Annotated in this window: 10 protein-coding genes and 1 riboswitch; of the genes, 3 read left to right on the top strand and 7 right to left on the bottom strand. The window is 64.7% G+C overall.

The window, feature by feature from the left end:
• Window positions 1-109: 109 nt before the first annotated feature.
• Window positions 110-1165 carry a molybdenum ABC transporter ATP-binding protein gene (gene modC / locus ACYVL5_RS17295; RefSeq protein ID WP_460596824.1) on the bottom strand — a complete coding sequence of 352 codons (1056 nt, stop codon included), beginning with the start codon at window positions 1163-1165 and terminating at the stop codon, window positions 110-112.
• Window positions 1165-1848, bottom strand: coding sequence for a molybdate ABC transporter permease subunit (gene modB / locus ACYVL5_RS17290; protein WP_460596823.1), 684 nt, complete (start codon window positions 1846-1848; stop codon window positions 1165-1167). Before modB ends, modC begins: the two co-directional genes overlap by 1 nt.
• 489 nt (window positions 1849-2337) lie before the next feature.
• Window positions 2338-2507, top strand: a riboswitch (M-box (ykoK) riboswitch).
• A gap of 343 nt (window positions 2508-2850) precedes the next feature.
• Between modB and ACYVL5_RS17285 the strand changes: the two genes are divergently transcribed.
• Window positions 2851-4101: a magnesium transporter MgtE N-terminal domain-containing protein gene (locus ACYVL5_RS17285; RefSeq protein ID WP_460596822.1), complete on the top strand. Its 1251-nt coding sequence runs from the start codon at window positions 2851-2853 to the stop codon at window positions 4099-4101.
• A 52-nt stretch (window positions 4102-4153) separates the two neighbouring features.
• Window positions 4154-5383, top strand: coding sequence for an NRAMP family divalent metal transporter (locus tag ACYVL5_RS17280; RefSeq protein ID WP_460596821.1), 1230 nt, complete (start codon window positions 4154-4156; stop codon window positions 5381-5383).
• A 53-nt stretch (window positions 5384-5436) separates the two neighbouring features.
• Here the strand turns inward: ACYVL5_RS17280 and ACYVL5_RS17275 are convergent, their stop codons facing one another.
• The gene (locus ACYVL5_RS17275) at window positions 5437-6240 is read right to left on the bottom strand and encodes a hypothetical protein (RefSeq protein ID WP_460596820.1); all 804 of its coding nucleotides are present in this window, start codon (window positions 6238-6240) and stop codon (window positions 5437-5439) included.
• A 379-nt stretch (window positions 6241-6619) separates the two neighbouring features.
• Here ACYVL5_RS17275 and ACYVL5_RS17270 point away from each other — a divergent pair, with 379 nt between their 5' ends.
• Window positions 6620-8695 (top strand): YjbH domain-containing protein, encoded by a 2076-nt coding sequence (locus ACYVL5_RS17270; RefSeq protein WP_460596819.1) that lies wholly within the window; start codon window positions 6620-6622, stop codon window positions 8693-8695.
• A 93-nt stretch (window positions 8696-8788) separates the two neighbouring features.
• Here the strand turns inward: ACYVL5_RS17270 and ACYVL5_RS17265 are convergent, their stop codons facing one another.
• The 4 genes from ACYVL5_RS17265 to ACYVL5_RS17250 form a co-directional block, all read right to left on the bottom strand.
• Window positions 8789-14470: a fibronectin type III domain-containing protein gene (locus tag ACYVL5_RS17265; protein WP_460596818.1), complete on the bottom strand. Its 5682-nt coding sequence runs from the start codon at window positions 14468-14470 to the stop codon at window positions 8789-8791.
• A gap of 153 nt (window positions 14471-14623) precedes the next feature.
• Window positions 14624-15796 (bottom strand): hypothetical protein, encoded by a 1173-nt coding sequence (locus ACYVL5_RS17260; RefSeq protein WP_460596817.1) that lies wholly within the window; start codon window positions 15794-15796, stop codon window positions 14624-14626.
• Between the two features lie 38 nt (window positions 15797-15834).
• Window positions 15835-21255: an MBG domain-containing protein gene (locus ACYVL5_RS17255; RefSeq protein ID WP_460596816.1), complete on the bottom strand. Its 5421-nt coding sequence runs from the start codon at window positions 21253-21255 to the stop codon at window positions 15835-15837.
• A 375-nt stretch (window positions 21256-21630) separates the two neighbouring features.
• Window positions 21631-22332, bottom strand: a complete 702-nt coding sequence (locus tag ACYVL5_RS17250) for a hypothetical protein (protein ID WP_460596815.1) — start codon at window positions 22330-22332, stop codon at window positions 21631-21633.
• Window positions 22333-22417 lie beyond the last annotated feature (85 nt).

Genomic DNA, 22417 nt, shown 5'->3' with positions numbered 1-22417 from the left:
GGAGGCGGACCGCACGGTCCCCTCCCCTTTCTCTTTTCCCGCACCGATTGTGGCCCTGCGCCGGAGCCGATGCGCCCTTTCCGCGCTCACCGCGCATGGAGATCCCGCGCTACCCAAGCCTTCGGAACGACGAGGCCTTGACCACCGCGTAGATCTCGCTTCCCACCCGGATCTCCAGCTCCTCGGCGGCCGGCCGGACCACCTCGGCCACCAGGGGCATCCCGCCGCAGCTCATCTCCACCCCCACCTTGTTCCCGGAAGGGAAAATCTCGCTCACCCGGCACTGCAACAGGTTCCTCGCGCTGATCGCCTCGGGATGCTTCTTGAAGAGGATGATGTCGCGGGAGGAAAGCTCGAACATGGCGGAGGGGTTCTCCGTCCCGGCCGAGATCAGAAGGTCCTGGCTTCCCCAGCGGTACTGGTAGAGGCCGTCGATTCGCCGCACCAGCTCGGCCGGGAGGAGGTTGATGTATCCCACCTGGCTTTGCCCCATCCGCTCGCGGGCCACCTCCTCGGGAGTCGCCTGGCGAAGGACCTGTCCGCCGCCGACCGCCAGCACGCGGCTGGTCATCAGCCTGATCTCCAAGAGGGAGTGGGAGATGAAAAGGTAGGGGATTCCGAACTCTTCGCTGGCACTCTTCAGGTAATGCATGATCTGCTGCTTGAGGGAGTCGTCCAGGGCGGAGAGCGGCTCGTCCATCAGGAGCAGGCGCGGGTTGGAAAGGATGGCACGCCCCAGGGCCACCCGTTGGCGCTCACCTCCGGAGAGCTTGTTGACCCCGCGCTTGAGAAGCCCGTCCAGCTTGAGGACCGACACGAGAGGCGCGAGGGTGATCCTCCGGTGGCCCTTCTCGCAGCGCTTGAACCCGTACAGAAGGTTGGCCTCGACGTCCAGGTGCGGAAAGAGGCAGGCGTGCTGGAAGACCATGGCGATCCTCCTGCGCTCGGGGGGGAGCGCGATCCGTTCCGGGCGGCTGAAGAGGGTCTCCCCGTCCAGCCTTATCACCCCGTCGTCCGGGGTGATGAGCCCGGCGAGCATCCCGACCAGGGTGGACTTGCCGCTTCCGGACTCGCCGAAGATCCCGACGTGATCCCCCGCCAGGGAGAAACCGGCATCGAGTTGGAACTCGCCGAACTTTTTCCGGACATCCATGACAAGTTCCATCAGTCTCTCCTCGCCAGCCGGGCGCCCAGGTATTCATGGAAGAAGAGGACCGCCACCGAGATGGAGATGGCCACCACGCAGAGGGAGAGGGCCGCCGATTCCCCGCCCGGGGACGAAACGTAGTCGTAGATGGCCAGGGGGATGGTCTGGGTGACGCCGGGGACGTTTCCCGCGACGATGATGGTGGCGCCGAACTCCCCTAAGCTGCGGGCGAACATCAGCGAGGAACCGGCGACGATCCCGGACCGGGAAAGGGGGAGGATGACCGAGAAGAGGGTATCGAGCTTACCCGCCCCCAGGGTGCGCGAGGCGTGTACCAGCTGGTGATCGATCGCCCCCATGGCGAGCCTGATGGAGCGGACCAGGAGGGGGAAGCCGACCACGGCGGAGGCCACCACGGCCGCCTTCCAGGTGAAGATGAGCCGGATACCGAACAGATCGAACAGCGGACTCAGCCACCCGTGGCTCCCAAGGGCCAAAAGGAGGAGGTAACCGATGACGACGGGAGGAAGGGTCAGGGGGAGGTTGATGAAGACCTCGACGATCGCCTTGCCGCGGAAGCGGCCGAAGGTCATCAGGTAGGCGAGGATAAAGCCGAACGGCAGGGTGACCGCGGTGGCGGCCAGGGCGACCTTGACCGATATCCTGATGGCGTCCAAATCGGCTGCGGTGAGAAGAGGCATGGGGGTTCCTGGCGTAGGGTTACGATATAGACGTTTCTATATACCACGCGGCCTCCGGGAAAAGCAAAGAATCCCGTCGATTGGCGTGGTCGTCGGTGAGATTCTAGCAGGTTTCGTTCCATCCTGGCGGGAACCGGCCATTTGCGCGGTGAGACGGGGGGATACGTGCACAGCCCGCCGGGCAAAAACTCCGGAAGCTCACTTCCTCTGCTGAAATAACCGGCACCAGGCCCGCGTTACCGAGTAAAGGAATAGCGCCAAGGTGAAGGCCCCCACCCTGCTAAACCGCTTTTCCGTGGGGTGGGCACCCCGTGCCCACGCGGTATCTCCCTTACCTCGTCCCCCTTCATGAGACCGGTAACGGACACCCGGACCGGCGGAGCCACCATTGCCCACCGACGGCCGGAAATATGCCTAATCCTTCGCAAGGTAATCGCCGATAACGACTGAAAAAGGCTTGACAATTCATGAGAGAGGAAGGTATATGGAGATGTTCCTCGTTAGCATGAGGCGTTTGCACAAACAGAAGCTACTGCCCAGAAATGTCGAAAGACGCCAATGGGTAGACCAGGTATTGTCGGCATAAGGCTTTACCTAAGGTAGCTGGTTTTCACTAACCTACGTTGTGCACTGCCGAAAATCTACGAGAGGGGAATCGACCGGGACCTTTTTTCAGGGCCGTGGGATTTCCCGCGGCCTTTTTTATTTTCCACGGTCACGTCCAGCCAGGACCAGCTACGGAGGTAGTTTAGCACTTTGGACAGTCCCAGTTGCATCTCCCATAGCAGCATTCCCCCCTCGCAAAACGGATAACGCCGGGCATCCCCCTTTGCCTCCTGCCGGCCCCGTATTTTCCGTTCGATGGGCGGAAAAAGAATAGCCGGCGGAAGGTGTCCTCGTCACACCCTTTCCAGCCTCACCAGCAGTCATCTCACCTGCCCGATCCACGGGACAGGCGGAGCCTCGTGCGCGGTCGCCCGCACGGCGGGGAAGGAGCACGCAATGACCCCACATCAGATGTACCTCAGCGCAATTCTCGACAAGCCGCTCATCGACGTCACCGGTGCCGTCCTTGGCAAGGTGCACGATCTCGCCATCACCCCGGACGAAGAGTTCCCCATCGTCAGCCAGATACTGGTGCGCCGCAAGGGTGCCACCTACGCCGTGGCCTGGGAGAAGGTCGTCCTCTTCAACCCGTCGGTGATCTCGGTCAGAAGTTCGGTCAAGGAGATGCAGGGGTACCGGGAAACCGGCGGTGACATCCACGTCCGCCGCGATATCCTGGACAAGCAGATCGTGGACGTCAACGGCGCCAAGGTGGTGCGTGTTAACGACCTGAAGCTCGGCCGCCACAAGGAGGCCCTTTGCCTCATGGCGGTCGACGTCGGTTTTCGCGGGCTTTTGCGCCGGATGGGATACGAGAGATTGTGGGGGATGGTCCAGAGGGAGATTCCCGAGCGGGAGATCAGCTGGGAGTTCGTCGGCCACCTCGAGGCGAACGCGGCGCGCTTGACGCTCACCATGGCGAGGGAGCAGATCTCGGACATGCACCCGGCCGACCTCGCGCACATCATCTCCCGGGTCCCCCGCCCCAACCTCCACACCGTCCTCAACTCGCTGGACGACGAAACCGCCGGCGAGGCGATCCACGAACTGGAACCGGAACTGAGAAGCCGGGTCATGACCGAACTGGACAGCGAGCGCGCCTCGGACATCCTCGAGGAGATGTCCCCGGACGAGGCGGCCGACGTCCTCGGCGACCTCTCCGCCGAGAAGGCCGAGGAGCTTCTGGGCCTCATGGAACCCGAAGACGCCGAGGAGATCCAGGAACTGCTCGAGCATGAGGAGGACTCGGTCGGCGGCATCATGAACAACAGCTTCATCGCCGTGCCGGTCGACCTGACGGTGGAGGAGGCGCTGGCGGAGGTCAAGATCCAGGCTGCCGAGGTTGATAGCGTCTACTACGCGTACGTGCTCGACCCGGACGAGCGCCTGCTGGGTGTCATCTCCCTCAAGGAGCTGATCCTGAGCGAAGGATACGTTCCCATCGAGGACATCATGACCGTGAACATGAAGACCGTGGACATCGACGACGCTCCCAAGGAAGTCCTCGAGATCATCGCCAAGTACAACCTGATAGCGGTTCCGGTCCTCGACGAAGAGCGGAAGATGGCGGGCATCGTCACCGTCGACGATATCCTTGAGCGCTTCCTGCCGCTCGACTTAAAGCTCAAACGTCACCCCGGCTATTGACCTCCACAGTGCTATCGCCGCACGCGTCGCACCGTTTCCTGGAGACACTTATATGAAACTCAACAAGAAAAACATCATGCTCTTTTTCTCCGTGCTCGGCCCCGGCCTCATCACCGCCAACGTCGACAACGACGCGGGAGGGATCGCCACCTATTCGGTGACCGGCGCAAGCTTCGGCTACACGCTTCTTTGGACCCTCATCCCGATCACCGTCGCCCTCATCGTGGTCCAGGAGATGTGCGCCCGCATGGGGGTGGTCTCCGGCAAGACGCTGGCCGACATGATCCGGGAGAATTTCGGCGTCAAGGTGACCGCTTACCTGATGCTGTTCCTGCTTTTGGGGAACCTGGGGAATACGGTGGCCGAATTCGCGGGTTGGGCGGCCGCCATGGAGATCTTCGGGGTCAGCAAGTACATCTCGGTCCCGATCGGGGCTCTGGTGGTCTGGTGGCTGATCGTCAAGGGGAGCTATAAGTTCGTCGAGAAGGTCTTCCTCTTCGCCTGCACCGTCTACTTCACCTACGTCATCTCCGCCGTCCTGGCCAAGCCCTCCTGGGGGGAGATCATGGTGGCGACCGTCACCCCGTCCTTCCAGTTGAAACCTTCCTACCTGATGATGGTGATCGGGGTAGTCGGGACCACTATCGCGCCCTGGATGCAGTTCTACATGCAGTCGGCGGTGGTGGAAAAAGGGGTGAGGATTAAGGATTACGCGGCCTGCAAGTTCGACGTCATTTTCGGATGCATCATGACTGACGTGGTAGCCTTCTTCATCATCGTCGCCTGCGGCGCCACCCTCTTCGTCCACGGCGACAAGATCGCCGACGCGAAGGACGCGGCCGTATCGCTGGCACCATTAGCCGGCAAGTACGCCTCTTCGCTTTTCGCCATCGGGCTGGCCAACGCCTCGCTTTTCGCCGCCTCCATCCTACCGCTCTCCACCGCCTACTGCGTCTGCGAGGCGATGGGGTGGGAGTCCGGCGTCGATCACGATTTCGAGAGCGCTCCGCAGTTCATGTGGCTTTACACGGGACTGATCGTGGTGGGTGCCTTGATCATCCTGATTCCCAATGCGCCCTTGATCGCCATCATGCTCCTGTCCCAGGTGGTGAACGGCGCCATGCTCCCCTTCGTGCTGATCTTCATGCTGATCCTGATCAACAAGAAGGAGCTGATGGGGGAATACGTCAACTCCAAGAGCTTCAACATCATTTCGTGGATCACGGTGATCGTGATGATCGTCTTGACCCTGGCGCTGGTGGTCCAGAGCCTCGTCCAATAAGCAAAGCCGCCGGAGAAGACCCGGCGGCATATGCGTGACGGCGATCTTTTTGATCAGAACTGGTAGGCGAGCTTGAAGGAAACGAAGTCGGAGTGGGCTTTGGGCTGGAAGGCGAAACCGTTGACCACCGCGGCCCCCTGCCCCGCAGAGAGGGAATGGGTCGCCACCCGGGAGGATTCGCCGAAGTTCATCCCCTCGAACTCGACGCTCAACACGAAGGACCCCACCTTGACGCCCCCCTCGACGAAGGCGGAGGGCTGGGACCGGGGCTCGGTGACGACGTCCTGGTAGCCGGCATCACTTAGCGTCACGCGGGTCCGGGTGTAGATCGGAATGAGCGCCCCCCCCTTGGCGAAGATCCTGAGATCCCTGGCGACCACCTCGCCCCCCAACCCCACCTTGGAGTAAAAGGTATTCCAGTCCTCACTCGAACGGGTCCGGATCCAGAACTTGTGCCCGAGGCCGGCAAAGGGTTCGACCGTCACCCCCTCCCCCGCCGCCAGCGGCAGGGAGACCGCCACTTCCTCTCGGGTCCCCAGGTAGGAGGTATCGGACTTAAGCGGAACCGTGCCGGTGATGTCGTGCCCGTCGTAGTCGAGGTTGCCCCCCCAAATTTCCAGCTTCTCCCGCAGGGTGACCGGTTCGAAGCTGTCTTTCCTGGCCGCCCCCACTCCGTGCATGAGACCGCTTTCCTTGACGAAGGAACTCCCGTTGAGGTTCTCGCGCCAGTTGTACCAACCCGATTTGATATAAACTGATGTTTCCCCTGCGACGGCACCCGCTGGAATGCCCAGCATTCCGAGCGAGATCGCCAAAGCCGCCGCCATCGAGGTTAAAATCTTTCTTACCTTAGCCATGATCAAGGCCCCCTTTTGGTTGTCTTAATCATGGTCTTTCAAAAAGTTATCCACCTATTTTTGAATGGGAAATATTTTTATAACTTGACGCAATGACAGGTTAAATATCCGGACGCCACTCCCTGGTGGAAAGTTGAATGTCATTATCTGCGGTACCGGCCTTGAACAGCGCTTGCCCTTCCTTGAACAGCGGCAGGCCCCTCCTCTTATGGCGCCACCCGGCCGACGCCTCCGACCGTCCGAAGGTGTTAATCTTAATGAATATTTAGTTGACGGCATCCTCCCCCTCCTACTATTATTGGCCGCCGTTTAGTGAAACATTGTTCCCCTTCTCCCCTCCCGATCCTTCCGATCAGACCATTCACGCCAGGTACCGATTATGTCCATGCCGTTGAGATGCATCCCACTCGTTCTCCTGCTCCTTCTCCCGTCTCTGTCCTGGGGCTCCGACTTCCACAACGCCCTCTCCCTCCAGGGGTTCACCGGCCTGCTCAACACCCCCAACGCCGAAACCACCGAGGAAGGCACCGTCTACCTGACCTACTCTAACCAGAAGGAGCCCGAGCGGCGCAGCCGGATCACCTCCGAGGAGAGCGTCAACCTCGCCTTGGGGATCTACGATGGCCTCGAGCTGAGCGGCCGCTTCTTCGATGCCCGCCCGTACGGCAACGGGCGCGACCTCTCCGGCAACCTTAAGCTCCGCATCCCCTTCATCCCCCGCGGCCCCTACATCCCGACCTTCGCCGTCGGGGTCCAGGACGTCTACGGCGGCCACAACGCCTCCTTCCTCAAGACCAAGTACGCGGTGGCCAGCGAGGAGCTCTGGAGGTTCCGTTTCAGCCTGGGATACGGGACCGGTCCCGACCGCATGAAGGGGACCTTCGGCGGCGTGGAGTTCAAGGCGGCGGATTGGCTCTACCTGCTCGCCGAGGACGACACCACCGAAAAGAACGTCGGCATCAGGCTCATCTCTCCTAGCGTGTTCGGATTTCCCGCCCACCTCCATCTCACCTTCAAGAGCTCGCTCGACCACGAGCCGTTGCGCCCGGAATTCGCGGCAGGTCTGCAGCTCCCGCTGGGGCTCGACCACAACTACGCCAAGCCGATCCCCGTCCCCGAAACTACGGCCGGGAAGCAGGTGGAAGCCCCCTCGCCCGCCGCTGCCGCGGCCGTGAAGCAGGCTCCCACCCCGGCGGACGCCGCCGGGCTCGAGCGGCTGGTAAAGCGGCTGACCGGTGACGGGTTCCAGAACGTCAGGGTCGGTTACCTCGGCCCGCTGCTTTTGGTCGAGTACGAGAACGCGCGCTACGACCACAACGAACTGGACGCCATGGGCGTGGTCATGGGCTATGTGCAACTGGAGGCCCCGGCCGCCTTCGACACCGTGCGCATGGTGGAGCGGAAAAAGGGGATCTCCGTGCTCCAGGTCGAGGTACCCATCCCGGTTCTGCGCGCCTTCTTCCAGGACGCCACCAACCTGGAAAGGCTCCAGGATAACCTGAAGATCTCCCGGGAAGTCGCCGACGCCAGCGGGTTCACCTTCGTTTCCGGCGGCGGCAACAGCTCCTACCTGACCACCTCCCTCTGGGTGTATCCCGGGCTCAAGGCCTACGTCGGCACCGAGGTCGGTATCTACGACTACCTCATCTCCGTCAAGCCCGACTTCTACGTCAACCTCTGGAAAGGTGCCTTCGTGGACATGCGGGCGGACATCCCGGTGACCTGGTCCAGAAACTTCGACGACGGCAAGGCCTTCCGCTCCGACCGCAACAGCGCCGGCATCGAGCGGGCCATGGTCCTGCAGGCCATCAAGCCAGCCGACACGGTGATGATGATGCTGGGTGCCGGGCTCGTCACCACCGAAAGCTACGGCACCGCCAACGAGGTGAGCTGGGCCCCCGGCGACGGCACCCACCGCTTCCGGTTCCTCCACGTCTACACGACCGGGCAGGACAAACAGGACAAGAAACAGGAGTACCTCGGAAGCTACCGCTACCTCTACGCCCCCCTCGACCTCTACTTCCAGGGGACCGCAGGCAAGTTCATGACCCAGGACCGGGGGGCCACCATCGAGATCAAGCGCTTCTGGGGCGACTCCTCGCTAACGGTCTTTTACAAAAACGCCGTCGCCACCGACAACAGGAACCACCAGGCGGCCGGCATCCAGTTCGACCTTCCCCTCACCCTCCGAAAGGACATGAAGCCGGGGCTGGTGCAACTGCGCGGGACCGACGACTGGACCTATTCCCAGGAGACCTCGATCGCCAAGAAGAACAGCCTCAACTGGCTCGGCACCCCGATCGGAGCCCGGCTGGAGCCCCCCTTCAGCACCGAGAACCTCTTCTTCAACCGCGACCGACTGAGCGAACCGTACATCCGCAAGCATCTTTTGAGGTTGCGGGATGCCTACGTGCGGTACGTGGTCCCCAGCGAGCCTCCCCCTCCCCTCCCCTGACCTTAGAAAAGAAAAGGGAGATGGGCACCGCGCCCATCTCCCTTTTTACCGCCCATCTGTAGGGCACATACCGGTACTTACCAGCTTACCGGCTTACCAGCTCGCAAGCCCCACCGTTTTCCGAAGCAGCACCGTCACATCGCCCACGTCGATTCTCCCGTCACAACGTGGCTTTCCGGCCGCAAGAGGCCCCACGTCTCCCCGCGCCAGATGAACGGCCGAGGTTGGAGCGCCCCCCACCGCCAATTTCATGGCCAAAAGGACATCGGCCAGGTCCACCGCCCCGTCGCCGTTGAGGTCCCCGTTGGGATACGGGGTGTAAGGTGCCGAAACGGCCGACGCCCCCCCGGTGCCGGCCCGATTACTGGCCCTGACCGTGAAGGTGTAGGCGGTGCCGTTAGTGAGCCCGGTTACCGTGATCCGGTTGCCGCTGCCGGTGGCGGTGATGTTACCCGGGTTGGCGGTGACCGTATACCCGGTGACCCAGCTCCCGCCATCGAAATCCGGGGCCGTGAAGGCGACGACCGCTTCGCCGTTGGCGGCGGAGATGACCCCGAGCACCGGTGAGCCAGGGAGGGTGGGAACCGTGGAGGTATCGGTGGTCCTGCGGGGTGCGGGAGCGTAGTTGCCGTCTCCTGCCTGGTCGTAGGTGACCGTGCAGGGGAGCGACGCGCTGGTGACGGTGAATACGCCTCCGTTGTTGGTGCAACCGCCCGAACTACCGTAGGTGACCTGGCCGCCGGGGGCGGTGGCGGCAACGGTGAAGCTCCCGCCGAAGGGGGCCGAGGCCGGCGCCGAGGAGGTAACGGTGATGGCCTGCTCCACCCTGGCGGCGGCGGTGGTTGAGCTCCTCCTGGGAGCGGGGGCGTAATCGGCATCACCCGGGTTATCGTAAAAGACGGCGCAGGGGAGCGATCCGCTGGTCATGGTGAAGGTTGCCCCCGCATTGGTGCAGCCCCCCTGGCTTGCGTAGACCACGGCACCGCGCGGAGCGGTTGCGGCCACGGAGAAGGTCGCCCCGAAAGCGGCGGAGGCCGGTGCCGGGCTCGTTATGGTGATCGCCTGGTCGGCTTTCGCAGCGGCGGTCTCCGAGCTCTTCTGGGGAGCCGCGTTGTAGTTGGTGCTCGCGGGACGGTCGAAGAGGACAGTGCAGGGTACCGTGCCGCTGGTCACGGTGTAGGTGGGGCCGCTGTTGCTGCAACCGCCAAAGCTGCCATAGACCACCTGGCCTCCCGGGGCAGTGGCGGCCACGGTGAAGCTCGTGCCGAACTGCGCGGAGGCGGGAGCGGGTGTCACGATGGAGATGGCCTGATCGGCCTTCTGGGTCGATGTGCTGGTGGTCACCCGGGTGGCAGGGTTGGTGGTGGCATCCCCTTCCTGGTCGAAGATCACCAGGCAGGGGGTGCCGGCGTCGATGACGCTGAAGGTACCGCCGGAGTTGGTGCACCCGCCGGAACTGCTGTACGCGACGGGGCCTCCCGGGGCGGTGGCGGCCACCGTGAAGCTGGCACCGTAGGGGGCCACGGCGGGGGGCGGGGTGGTCACGGTGATCACCTGGTCGGCTTTGCCGGAGTTGGTGACGGAGCTTACCGGGTTGGCGGCACTGTAATTGACGCTTCCCTCCTGCGAATAGATGACGGTGCAGGGGCCCGTGCCGGTGATGGTGACGGTGGCCCCGCTGTTGGTGCATCCGCCGGAGGTGGCAAAGCCCACCGTCCCTCCCGGCGCGGTCGCCGCGACCGTGAACGACACACCGGCCGTCCCGGATGACGGGGCCGGGGTGGTTACCGTGATCGACTGGGCCGCCTTGGTGGCAACCGTCGTGGAGAAGACTGGGCTTGCCGCGGCATAGTTGGAACTCCCCGGCTGGTCGTAGCGTACCGTGCAAGGAGTGGTGCCGCTCGTCATGGTGAAGACCGCCCCGCTGTTGCTGCACCCACCTGCGCTATTGTAGGTGACCGTCCCTCCCGGGGCGCCTGCCGCGACGGTGAAGCTCGACCCGAAGGCTGCCGTGGACGGTGCGGCGGTAGCCACCGAGATCGCCTGCGGCGCCTTGGCCGCGGTGGTGGTCGAGGTGATCTGAGGCGCGGCCAGGTAGTTTCCTCCCGCCGCCTGGTCGTAGCGAACCGTGCAGGGCAAGGTCCCGCTGGTCATGGTGAACACGGCGCCGTTGTTACTGCACCCCCCGCCGCTTGAATAGCTCACCGTCCCCAGCGCAGAGTTGGCGGCAACCGTGAAGCTCGCCCCGAAGAACGCGGTGGCCGGGGCCGGCGTCACCACGGTGATGGCCTGGGACCCCTTGGTCGCGGTGGTCACCAGGCTGTCCCTGACCGCACCGTAGTCCGCCGAACCGGACTGGTCGAAATAGACCGTGCAGGGATCGGTTCCGCTCGTCATGGTGAAGGATGCGCCGCTGTTGCTGCACCCCCCCGCGGCACTGTAGGTGACCCCGCCGCCGGGTGCGGTGGCCGCCACCGTGAAGGTCGATCCGAACGGGGCTGAGGAAGGAGCCGGGGTGGTGACCGTGATCCCCTGGGAAGCCTTGGTGGCGGCGGTGACCGAGGTTTTCCGGGTGGCGGGGTTGTAGTTGGCGTCCCCCGGTTGGTCGACGGTGACGGTGCAGGGGGTGCTCCCGCTCGTCATGGCGTAGTTCCCGGCCGAGTTCGTGCAGCCGCCGGAACTGCCGAAGGTCACGTTCCCGGCCGGGGCGGTCGCCGCCACCGTGAAGCCCGTGCCGAATTGCGCGGTCACCGGTGCGGCGGTGGTCACCGAGATGGACTGATCGGCCCTGGCTGCCGTGGTGGTGGAGGTGATTCTCACCGCGGCGCCGTAATCCGCGTCCCCCCCCTGGTCGTAACGGACCGTGCAGGGGGTGGTGCCGCTCGTCATGGTGAAGAGCGCCCCGTTGTTGCTGCACCCGCCCGAACTGCTGTAGGAGACGCCCCCCGCCGGTGCGGAGGCCGCCACGGTGAAGCTATCCCCGAAGACCGCGGCGGTCGGGGCCGCGGTGGAGACCGTGATGGCCTGTCCCGCCTTCCCCGCGGTTACCGTGATGCTGGACGAACCCGGCAGGTAGTCCTGATTCCCCGCCTGGTCGAAGCGGACAGTACAGGAGGTGGTGCCGCTCGTCATGGTATAGACCCCGGCGCTGTTCGTGCAACCGCCGGCGCTGCTGTAGGTGACGGCCCCGCCCGGGGCGGTGGCGCTCACGGTGAAGCTCATACCGTACACCGCCAGCTGGGGGGCGGGATCGACCACGGTGAAGTTCTGGGCCGCCCGGTTGGCGGTCACCGTGAAGGTTCGGGACAGCGCCAGGTAATTGCCGTTTCCGCCCTGGTCGATCCGGACGGTACAGTCGCTGATCCCGCTGGTCATGGTGAAGGTCCCGTCGCTGTTGCTGCATCCGCCCGAGGCGCTAAAGGCTAGGTCTCCACCCGCGGCGGAGGCCGCCACCGTGAAGGAGGAGCCATAGGGCGCGGAGCCGGGAGGGGCACCGGTCACGGCGAGGAACTGGGCGATCTTGGAGGTGGGTACCGAGACGGTCTGCTGGACCGGGTTGTAGTTGTCGTTGCCGGCCTGACGGTAGGTGATCGAGCAGGCGGTAGTGCCGCTCGTCATGGTAAAGGTACCCGAGACGTTGCTGCACCCCCCGGTGCTTGCATAGCTTATCGCCCCGCCCGGGGCCGAGGCGCAGGTCGTGAAGGAGGTGGCAAAGGGTGCGGTGAGAGGTGCCGGCTGGTAGATGTTGAGCGCCTGGTCGGCTTTGACCGCGGCCACCGTTTTCGTTGCCTGGACGGCCGGATTGTACGCCCCACCCCCGGGCTGGTCGAAGTAGACGGTGCACGGGGTGGACCCGCTGGTCATGGTAACGGTGGCCCCTGTGTTGGTGCACCCCCCGGAGGTGGTGTATACCACAGGGCCGCCGGGGGCGGTCCCCGCCACAGTGAAGCTGTTACCGTAGATAGCGCTGGTGGGAGCCTGGGTCACCGTGATCTCCTGGTCTCCCTGGGGGGTCACGGGGTTGGACGGGAACGAGGGGAGACCGGTACCGTTTATATTGCTGTCCACCACCGTGAAGGTGTACGAGGTGCCGTTGGTCAGGTTGGATAGGTAATGGTTGGTGGAGGTAGTGCCGGCCGCAGTATCGATCCCTCCGGAGGGGGTGGAGGATACGGTGTAACCGGTGACCCCCGCTGTCTCGCGCGGAGAGGGGCTAAAGGATACCATGGCACTTTGCACCCCTTTAACGGCGGTGGCGCTGACCGGCGGAGGAGGAACATTGCCGATCGAAAGGGTGATGGTCTGGAGGGCTGTGACGTTGTTGAGGGTGAAGGAATTCCCGGCCATGGTGATCGGGACCCCGTTGGCAAACATGCTCCGTGGGTTGTAGCGGGGGTCAGGATCGGTGATGGTGCAGACCGTGCTCCCGTTGTAACTGACCGTAACCGGCGTGCAGGCCAGGTAGTTGGGGCCGGAGTCAAAGTACGCCTCGGGCGTATCGGTCTGATGGTCCTGGTTGCGCCCGAATCCGACCAAGGCTCTGTCCCCCCTGGAGACGAAGGTGTGATCCGTCCCTGCACCGATCAAGGTTATGTCTTTCAACCCGACCGGGAACGAGATCTGACCATACTTGTTGTCGCCCCAACCGGTGACTGTCCCATCCGCTAAAAGAGCAACGGTGTGATGACCGCCGGCAGCGATCTGGCTCACCGGTCCAAGTCCGGCTGGCGGGCTGCTTTGGCCATACTCGTTGCCCCCCCAGCAAATCACCCTGCCGTCCCCGGTCAGCGCAACCGTGTGGGTCAATTTCGCCTCCAGTTTGGCAAGGGGGGGAAGCCCCTCGGTCACCATGACCGGCTTGTCGGTGGTTCCCGTCGAGGTGACCGTCACACCTGCCAGCCCCAACGAGGCTATCACGTCGGCGGCCAGGGCAAGTTCACCTTTGTCATTCTTCCCCCAGGCAACTAGCTTGTTACCGCTGGTCAAAGCGACGGTGAAATAATCCCCCGCCGCCACGTCGATGACGGTTTCGCCGTTTAGGTCAGCAGGCTGTTCACCCTGGCCGTAGGTGTTGTCCACCTTCCAAAAGTAAAGCGAACCATCGTTCATTAGTGCGACGAGGTGCCCCGCGCCGGCCGCAAACTTCTTGGTCCCGCCATGGGCAGTTGAAAACACCTGTAAATCAGGGGGGTCGGGGATGCCTACCATCAATTTCGACACGGGATCGAGCCATCTTCCGTATTCACGCCATGAGTGATCACTCTTGGAGCCGACCACGTAGTAAGGACCCGCCGCTATCGCTTCGAGGTCGTACCAAAGGTATCCTCCGTCACCGATAACGTTGAGGTCCGCATCCACACCGAAGGCCTTTGCGTTTTTGTCCGCCACCACCACAGTGAAGGTCGCCCCTCCAATTATCTGGTTTACTAGCGGGGCTGCACTCTTGACACGTATCTTACTCCCTGTGTCGACCACGAAATTCGCCGTCAGTTCATGGTCTTTGCCGTCCGCTCTGAATACCAACGGATTATCGATCGATCCGAAGACGGCCCCGTCACCGTTCGAGCTGGGCCAGGTCCAATTGTAAAAGCGGTAGCCGGGCGTAACCGGCGAAGCGGTGACCGGCTGGGCCAGTTCTCCGCTTGCGACCGACTGGGGGGTGGGTCCGCTGACACTGCCGTTGGGGTCCGCCGCATAGGTAAGGACATCCCCTCTGCTGACACCGGGTATGAGCAGGCAAACGAAGAGCAGTAAGACGACCAGGTTCCGAGGCATGGCCACCTCCTTCAAGAGATCCAGGGATTAGCCCTTGTCACGTGTGCGAAAGGAAAAGAGGGCTACCAGGCGGGAGCGCAGGAGAAACGCCCCTGCCTGGCAGCCGGTCGTCGTCGAGGGAGTCATGGAATAAGCGGAGACGGATATTTTGAGCTACTGGACGCTGACCCCGGTTACTGCCACCGTCGCAGCGCTTACCGGAGCCCCGTCCGCCCCTACCACGGAAACGAGGGAGATCGGGAATTCCGCCGCCGTCGGGGTGAGGCTGTCGGCAACGTCCGCGTTGATGACCAGGATGGCGCCGTCGGTCACCGCTGTGGCCGAGACCAGGACCGCCCTGAGGACGCCGGGCGTGCTCCCGGAGGCCGCGGTAAAGCTGCCGGCCAGGAGGGCTCCGGAGGTGCCCGCGGTGGCTCCCAGCACGCAGTTGTCGGTCAGCCCGTCGCTTTGCGACTTCACGGTGACCCCGGCGGGAAAGCTCATGCTGAACTCGGCGCCGTGTATCCCGGTACCGGCACCGGAGACCGCGACCGTGATCACCGCCCTGCGGCTTCCCACGCTTACCAGTGCGCTCCCGCCGTGGCTGGTCACCACTTCGTTGACCCCGCTGTTACTCGAAAGGTAGCTGTCCAAGGCGTTTACGAAGGTGGAAGCCGTCTGGCTGCTGATGTTGCTGGTGATCCCCTGCGACAGCGTGGCAAGGGCCGCATCGAGTTTTTGTCCCGGCGTCCCCCCCGAGCTCGTGCTGGCCAGTTGGGACAGGGCGGCGAGCGCCAGGGTGTAATCGCGCTGGCCCGGGGTGACGCCTGCCGCGCCGAGCGCAGAGGGGGTCGCGTCCACCGGGGTGGTGGCGAGGATATCGACCTTGAAGACCGAGCTGATCAGCGCGTTGGCGTCCGTGATGTGGGTGGGGGTGAGGGTGCCCGCCTGGCGCACGGCCAACTCGGTCAGGCCGGTGACGGGTAGCGAGACCGTGCCGCTGGCCGACGGGAGGGCCGCTCTCAGCGGGTTGGCCGCGGCAAGGGTCACCGTCTGCCCGGTTGCCTCGTCGACGTAGCTCCCGAAGGCGACCGCCAGGATGGGGCCGGTGTAGTTGGTCAGGGTGGCGCTGTAGTGGCCGTTGGAGTCGGTGGTCGCCGTGGCCAGTTGCCCCCCTTGCGTCCCGTCGGGGTTAATGGCGTAGATGATCACGGTGCCGTTCCTGATCAGCCCCTTGGATGCGGTACCCGACACCGTGGAGGTGGTCCCGCCCCCGCCCCCGCCACCACCGCAGCCGGCCAGGATTAGCAAAAGGCATCCGATCAACGCGTACAGTAGTCTTGTCATAGTGTTAGCTCCTTCCTGTGGGAATTTAGCCGTTTCCATCACCAAGTCACCAGCCCGACCGCACGCCGCAGAATGACCGTCACGTCGCCAACGTCGATCCTGCCGTCGCCATGCGGGATGCCGCCGGCCAGCGGAGCCACGTCGGCCCGGGCGGCCATCGCGGAGGTGGCCGGCGCCACGCCGACCGCGGCCTTGATGGCCAGTTGTGCATCGCGGATATCGACCACGCCGTCCCCGTTGATATCGCCGGTCGGAAGCGGGGTGACCGAGGCCGAGGAGTTGGACTCGCTCCCCCCCCCGGCGCTGTTGGTGGCGTGGACGGTGAAGGTGTAGGCGGTACCGTTGGTGAGCCCGGTGACGACGATGGGTGAACCGGTCCCGGTGGCGGTCAGGTTCCCCGGAGAGGAGGTCACCGTGTAGGTCGTGATCGCGCTGCCGCCGTCGAAGGCGGGTGCGGTGAAGGTGCAGGAGGCCTGTCCGTTAACCGCGGTGACGGCACCCATGGTGGGGCTCCCCGGGACGGTGGGGAGGGCCGCGGTCTCGGCCGAGTGGCGCGGAGCCGCCGCGTAGTCGTCGTTCCCCGCCTGGTCGATGGTGACGGTGCAGGAGGTGGTTGCACTGGTCATGGTGAAGGTGGCGCCGCTGTTGGTGCACCCGCCGGCGCTCGCGAAGGAGACCGGACCGCCCGGAGCGGTGGCGGCCAAGGTGAAGCTAGCCCCCAGCACCGCACGGGAAGGGGCCGCGGTGGTGACGGTGATTACCTGCTCGGCCTTGACCGCCACGGTGCTCGAAGTGACCGGGGAGGCGGCCTGGTAGTCGGGGTTACCCGCCTGCTCATAGGTGGCCGTGCAGCGGATGGTGCCGCTCGTCATGGTGAAGGTGGCGCCGCTGTTGGTGCAGCCGCCGGAAGCAGCGTAGGTGACCGGACCGCCCGGAGCGGTGGCGGCCAAGGTGAAACTCGACCCCAGCACCGCCCGGGAAGGAGCCGCGGTGGTGACGGTGATCACCTGGTCGGCCTTGACCGCCGCGGTGCTCGAAGTGACCGGGGTGGCGGCCTGGTAATCGGGGTTCCCCGCCTGCTCGTAGGTGACCGTGCAGGGGGTGGTGCCGCTCGTCATGGTGAAGGTGGCGCCGCTGTTGGTGCAGCCTCCGGAAGCAGCGTAGGTGACCGACCCAGCCGGGGCAGTGGCCGCCACCGTAAAACTCGTGCCGAAGCCCGCCGATGGCGGGGCCGCCGTGGTGACGGTGACGCTCTGGGGGAGCCTGGTGGCGGTGGAGGAGGCGGTGGCCGCGGTGGCGGCCTCGAAGTCGGCGTCCCCGGCCTGGAGGTAGCTGATGCTGCAGGTTCCGCTTCCGCTGGTAATGGTGATCACCGCACTGCCGCTGCCCGATCCGCTGCAGGCCCCGGAAGCGCTGATCGCGACCGCAAGGCCGGAACTCGCCGCCGCCGTGGTGGTGAAGGACTCCTGGAAAGCGGCAGTGACAGGGGGTGCACCGGTCACCTGGATGTTCTGGGTGGCCTTGACGACGTCGAAGGGGTTCCCGGTCCCGCTTTGGCTCCCCTGGCTGTTGGTGCCCGTGATGGTCCGCCCGGTGCCGGCGGTGAGGACGGTGACTTCACCGCTCCAGGTACCGGCCGTGAAGGCGGAGGTTATCGCCGGGGTGATGCTCGACCCGGCCGAGACGGCCAGCGAACTGGTGCCGGTGAAGTCGGGAATGGTGTTGCCGGAGGCGTCCTTGGCGGTCACCGTGAGTGCAAAGGGGACCCCGGCGGTCACCGTTCCCACCGTCGATACGGCGAAGTGGTCGAGAGCCCCCACGGTGACGTCGAAGCTGCCACTGGTCGCCGGGGCAAGGGTATCGCTGGTGGCGACCAGCGTGTAACCGGCGCCGTTCCGGTTGATGCTCAGGTCGCCGAAGGTGGCGGTCCCCGCCGCCGCGTCATGGACGGTGGTCCCCGCGAGTGCCCCGCCCGACGGATCGTTGGCGATCGCCACCGTCACCGTGGCAGTGCTGTCGGTCACCGTGTTGCCGTACTGGTCGACCACCCGGACGGTGACGGCAGGAGCGATGGTGGAACCGGCGGTGACGGTGGTCGGCTGCTGGGCGAACTCGATGGCGGCCGCCGCGGCCGGCGAAACCGTCACGCTGCCACTGGTCCCTTCGATCATACCGGCCGTGGTATCGGTTGCGGTGACGCTCTGGGCGCCCGAGGTCTTGAGGGTGACCAGATCGGTGAAGGTATGGGCCCCGTTGTCGGCGGCGGATCCCCCCGTGGTGAAGGTGTAATCGGCCGGGAGGACCGACCTGCCGTCCGTGGAGGAAAGGCGAACGGTACCGGCGTAATCGGCGATTATGTTGTCGTAGCCGTCCACCACCGTCACGGTGACCGAAAGGGGAGCGCCTGCCGTCGCGGTAGCCGGACCGGTCACCTGGAGCCTGGCAGCGTCGGCCGGGTTGATGGTGATGGTGTTGCTGGTGGCGGTTATCCCGGCGGTGGAGTCACTGGCGTCTACCGTCTGGCGGACGGCGGTTTGCAGCGCGACGCCCGAGGAGAAACTGTGGCTTCCGTTGTCCCCGGGGAGGAAGCGGTAATCGGCGGGGAGGATGACCCCGTTCTTCTGGTCGGAACAGGCGAAATGGACCGTCCCCTGGTAGGAGGTCGCCACGTTTTCGTAGGCGTCCTTGGCGACCACGGTAACGGTGAAGGGGGCGCCGGCCGCGGCACTGGTCGGGACCTGGACGGTAAAGCCGATGGCGGTTGCCGGCTGGACGGTGAAGGGCTGGCTGGTCCCCGTCTGGCCGCTTCCGGCGTTGGTCGCGGTGATGGTCTTGGCGATCCCGGCAGTGGTCACCATGGCGTTGCCGGTCCAGGCGCCGTTAACGAAGGGGCCGATGGTGGCCGGGGTCACCAGCCCGGCGGTGGTCGTCAGGTTGACGCTGCCGCTGAACCCGGTGACGGTATGGTTTCCGGAGTCCTGGGCGGTCACGGAGATGCTGAAGGGTGTTCCAGCCGTTTGCGGCCCGCTCGCCGTGACCAGGAAGTGATCCAGTGCCCCCGCGGCTACCTGGAACGACCGGTCGATCGGGGTCGCCGCGGCATAGTTGCTGTTCCCCCCTTGGGAGGCCTGGACGGTGCAGGTGCCGACCCCGACCAGGGTGACGGTGGTGCCGGTGACCGTGCAGACGGACGGAGTCAGGCTCGCGAAGCCGACGGTGAGGGAGGAAGTCGCGGTGGCGCTGACGGGAAAGGGAGCGGCGCCGAAGGTGCGATCGGAAAGGATGCCGAAGGTGATGGTTTGCGAGGCGATGGTCGCGGTCGCGCTGGAGGTGGCCTCGTTGGCCGCGAGATAGTTGGTGTTGCCTGGCTGGTTGAAGCGGACGGTGCAGGTTCCGCTGGAGGCGGTGACGCGGATCACCGCCGTCGCCGAACCACCGCTGGCTACCTGGCAGGACCCGGCAGCGGTGATGGCCACCGCCAGCGAGGAGCTCGAGGTCGCGGCGACCGGGAACGTGCTGTTGTACGGGGAGGTGCCGGGTGCCGGCGTGGTCACGGTGATCGCCTGGCTTCCCTGGTTGATGACGAGGCTTCCGTTGGCGCTCCCGGTATAGCCGGTAGCGGCGACGGTGGCGACCACGGGGTAGGTCCCGACATTGACCGGGGGGGTGCTGGAGCCGTCGTAGGTTATGGAGGTCGACAGGCCGGGCGGAGTGGTGGTGGCGGTGACGGTCCTGGCCGTTCCGTTGTAGTTCTGGATAAGGTTACCGAGTTCAACGGTCGCGGTGCCGATCGGGGTGAAGGTCGCCGAAGTCGTCGAGGCGCTGTCCCCCACGATATTGGTGGCGTAGGCGGTGAAGGTGTACGGGGTTCCGTTGCTGAGGCCGGTGAGGACCCTGATGGTGGCGGTGGCGGCCGAACCGTCGACCCCGCCCGAAGGGGTGGAGGTGACCGTGTACCGGGTGACCGGACTGCCGCCGTCGGGCCCCGGGTTCAGGGTGACCGTGGCTTGGCCGTTGGCGGCGGCGACCGAGGCGATGGACGGCGCTCCCGGTGCCGTCGAGTAGACCCCGGTGATGGTTTTGAATGCCGGGATACTGGTGAGGTCGAAGGACGGATTCTTCCCGAGGGTGGGAGCGGAAACCACCCCCGCGAGGGAGTCGATGCCGTTTATGAAGAGCCCGGAGAGCCCGTAGGTCCCGTTGGGGACGACGCTGCAGGTGGAAGAGCCGAGGTAGTCGACGGTACCCGGATCGCAGGTCAAGGTCCCTCCGCTCACGCCGAGGTAGGCGGTGGCGGGGACGTTGCACTGGTCGGAAGCGTTGTTCCCCCACCCTATCAGGGCCACGTCCCCTTTTCTCGCCAGGGTGAAGTAGGTGCCGCCCGCGATGGCGGTGATGCCGTTGAGCCCGGTCGGGATGTCGAGCTGGCCGTGACTGTTGTCCCCCCAGGTGACGATGGTGCCGTTTTGCTTGAGCGCGATGGTGTGGTGCCCGCCGGCGGCGATGGCGTCCACGCCGGCGAGGTCGCCGGGGACCGTACTCTGCCCGGCCTCGTCGGCGCCCCAGCAGACGACCGTTCCGTCACCCTTGAGAGCGACCGAGTGGTACGCCTTGGCATCGATGGCAACGACCCCCGACAGGGTACCGGGAACGGTAGACTGCCCGACGTCGTTCATCCCCCAGGCGATGACATGCCCGTCTGAGGTGAGAGCAAGGGTGTGGTTATGGCCGGCGGCGATGGCGGTGATGGTCGCCCCGCTCAAGGTGCCGGGAAGGTCGAGCTGGCCGTAATAGTCGTTGCTACCCCAGACGAAGACGGTGCCGTTGTTGGAGAGGATCACCGTATGGCCGAAACCTCCGGCCACCGCCCTTATGCCGTTATTCTGGTTGACGAAGGTGGTTACCGCCGGTGGAACGGTCACCGGTGCAGCGGCGTTGTTGTTGTCGTACCACTTCCCGGAAACGACCACGGTATCGTCGGTCTTCGCCACCACGGAGTGGTAGACCCCTGCCCCGATGGCCTTCACCGAGGTCTCGCCGTTGACGTTGCTCTGTCCGTCGCCGCCCCCCCAGGCGATCACCGACCCGTCGTTTTTGAGGACCACCGAGTGCGAGGCGCCACCCTTGAAGTCCTTCACGTCGAGAAGGCCATGGCTGATGACGTCGAAACGGTCGGGGGCGAAGTTCGCCGTAATGGCGAGGTCGGAGGTGACATTGGTGATGGTCAGCGGATTGGTGTTGGTGGTGGTGAATCCGGTACCGGTGAAGTCGACGAAGTGGTAGTTGGGATTGGCGGTGGCGGTTACTGCGGTGGTGGAGCCCTGATCGGCCACGTCCTGGGTCAAATTGCCCGACAGCCCACCTTGGGTCGGGTTGTTGACGGTGAACGTCACCGTCCATGCGTTGGCGACCACCGGCCAAAGCAGCAGAAAAAGTAGTACGACCGTTCGCTTGAACATGTTTCCTCCTTCCGCACTTGCCTCATCACGGGTGAATTCGAGGGGTGCGGGAGCCGCCGGCGAGATGCCGAGCGGCTCCTTCCCTCGCAAAAGCTTAAACGGATATTAATCAAAACCAATGAGACTTTACCGTTATAACCGTTACGTTTGGGGCGCTGATGGAAGTCGATGAGTGGTGGGGTTGCAGTGAAGCTGCGGGGTTGGGGGTGCCGGGTGGGAAGCGACGAGAGGAGCTGGAGCCGCCGGTTGCTAATGAAGGCGACACCGGCACGCCGTTACATCATGCTGTGGGCGAGGCGCCGACCTCCCGTCATGCAGCGGGCTGGGGGGGCGCCGGCGGCCGCCACGTTGCGGAGCGAGCAAGCCCCAGGCTTGTCACGCGCCGGACGAGCAGGCGTCGCGCAGCCCGGCCAGGGAGTCCTGCAGACGAACCCGAAGCGGAGCCGGTTCTAGACAGCTGACGACGACGAAATCGGCGGTGGAGAGGACCTTCCGGATCCTCGGGTGCGACGGCAGGGTGACGATGTCGAGGTAACGGTCGAGCCCCTGGGTCCGCTCCCACCCGTCCTCGTTGACGTAGACCGACCACTGCCCGCTTCTGCGGGCGAGTTCGGCCCTGGTGCTGCCGGTCGATTCCGCCCAAAGTTGAACGGTAAGCCTCATCACCTCGACCACCATTCCACGGAGATCGGCGTCATGAGGGGAGGAAGGCAACGGAAGGCTCACTCCGGCTTCGGCCTTCGCTTCCCCGCCCAAAGTCCTCCCCCCTCCCCTCCCCTCACGGTCGGCGGCCCAGTTCAGCCGGCGGTCGAGTTCCAGCAGATGCCGGAAGACCTTTTCCGCCGCCGCGCCCCTACCCGGGGGAGGCTCGGAGCAGCCCGGAGCGAGCCGGGGATAAAAGGAGGTCCATTGCACCCTGGCGGAGAAGAGCACGCGGTCCGCCAGGGGAGAGCCGGTGTGCCCTTTCCGTTGCCGTTGATAGAGCGCGCGAATGAGGGAGGGCGCCGAGGCTGGCACGCGAGGATGCACGCCCGCCTTCCCCGGGATACTGACAGCCCATCCCCGTTTCTTGTTCACGAGCACCTCCACGGACAGCCAGGACGACTCAGGCGGGATGCCGACAGACACAGCCTGCGAATTAATACAATCTAATTTACCATAC

This window comes from Geomonas sp. Red276, from assembly GCF_054784495.1.
This window is presented reverse-complemented; position numbering and strand designations above follow the sequence as displayed.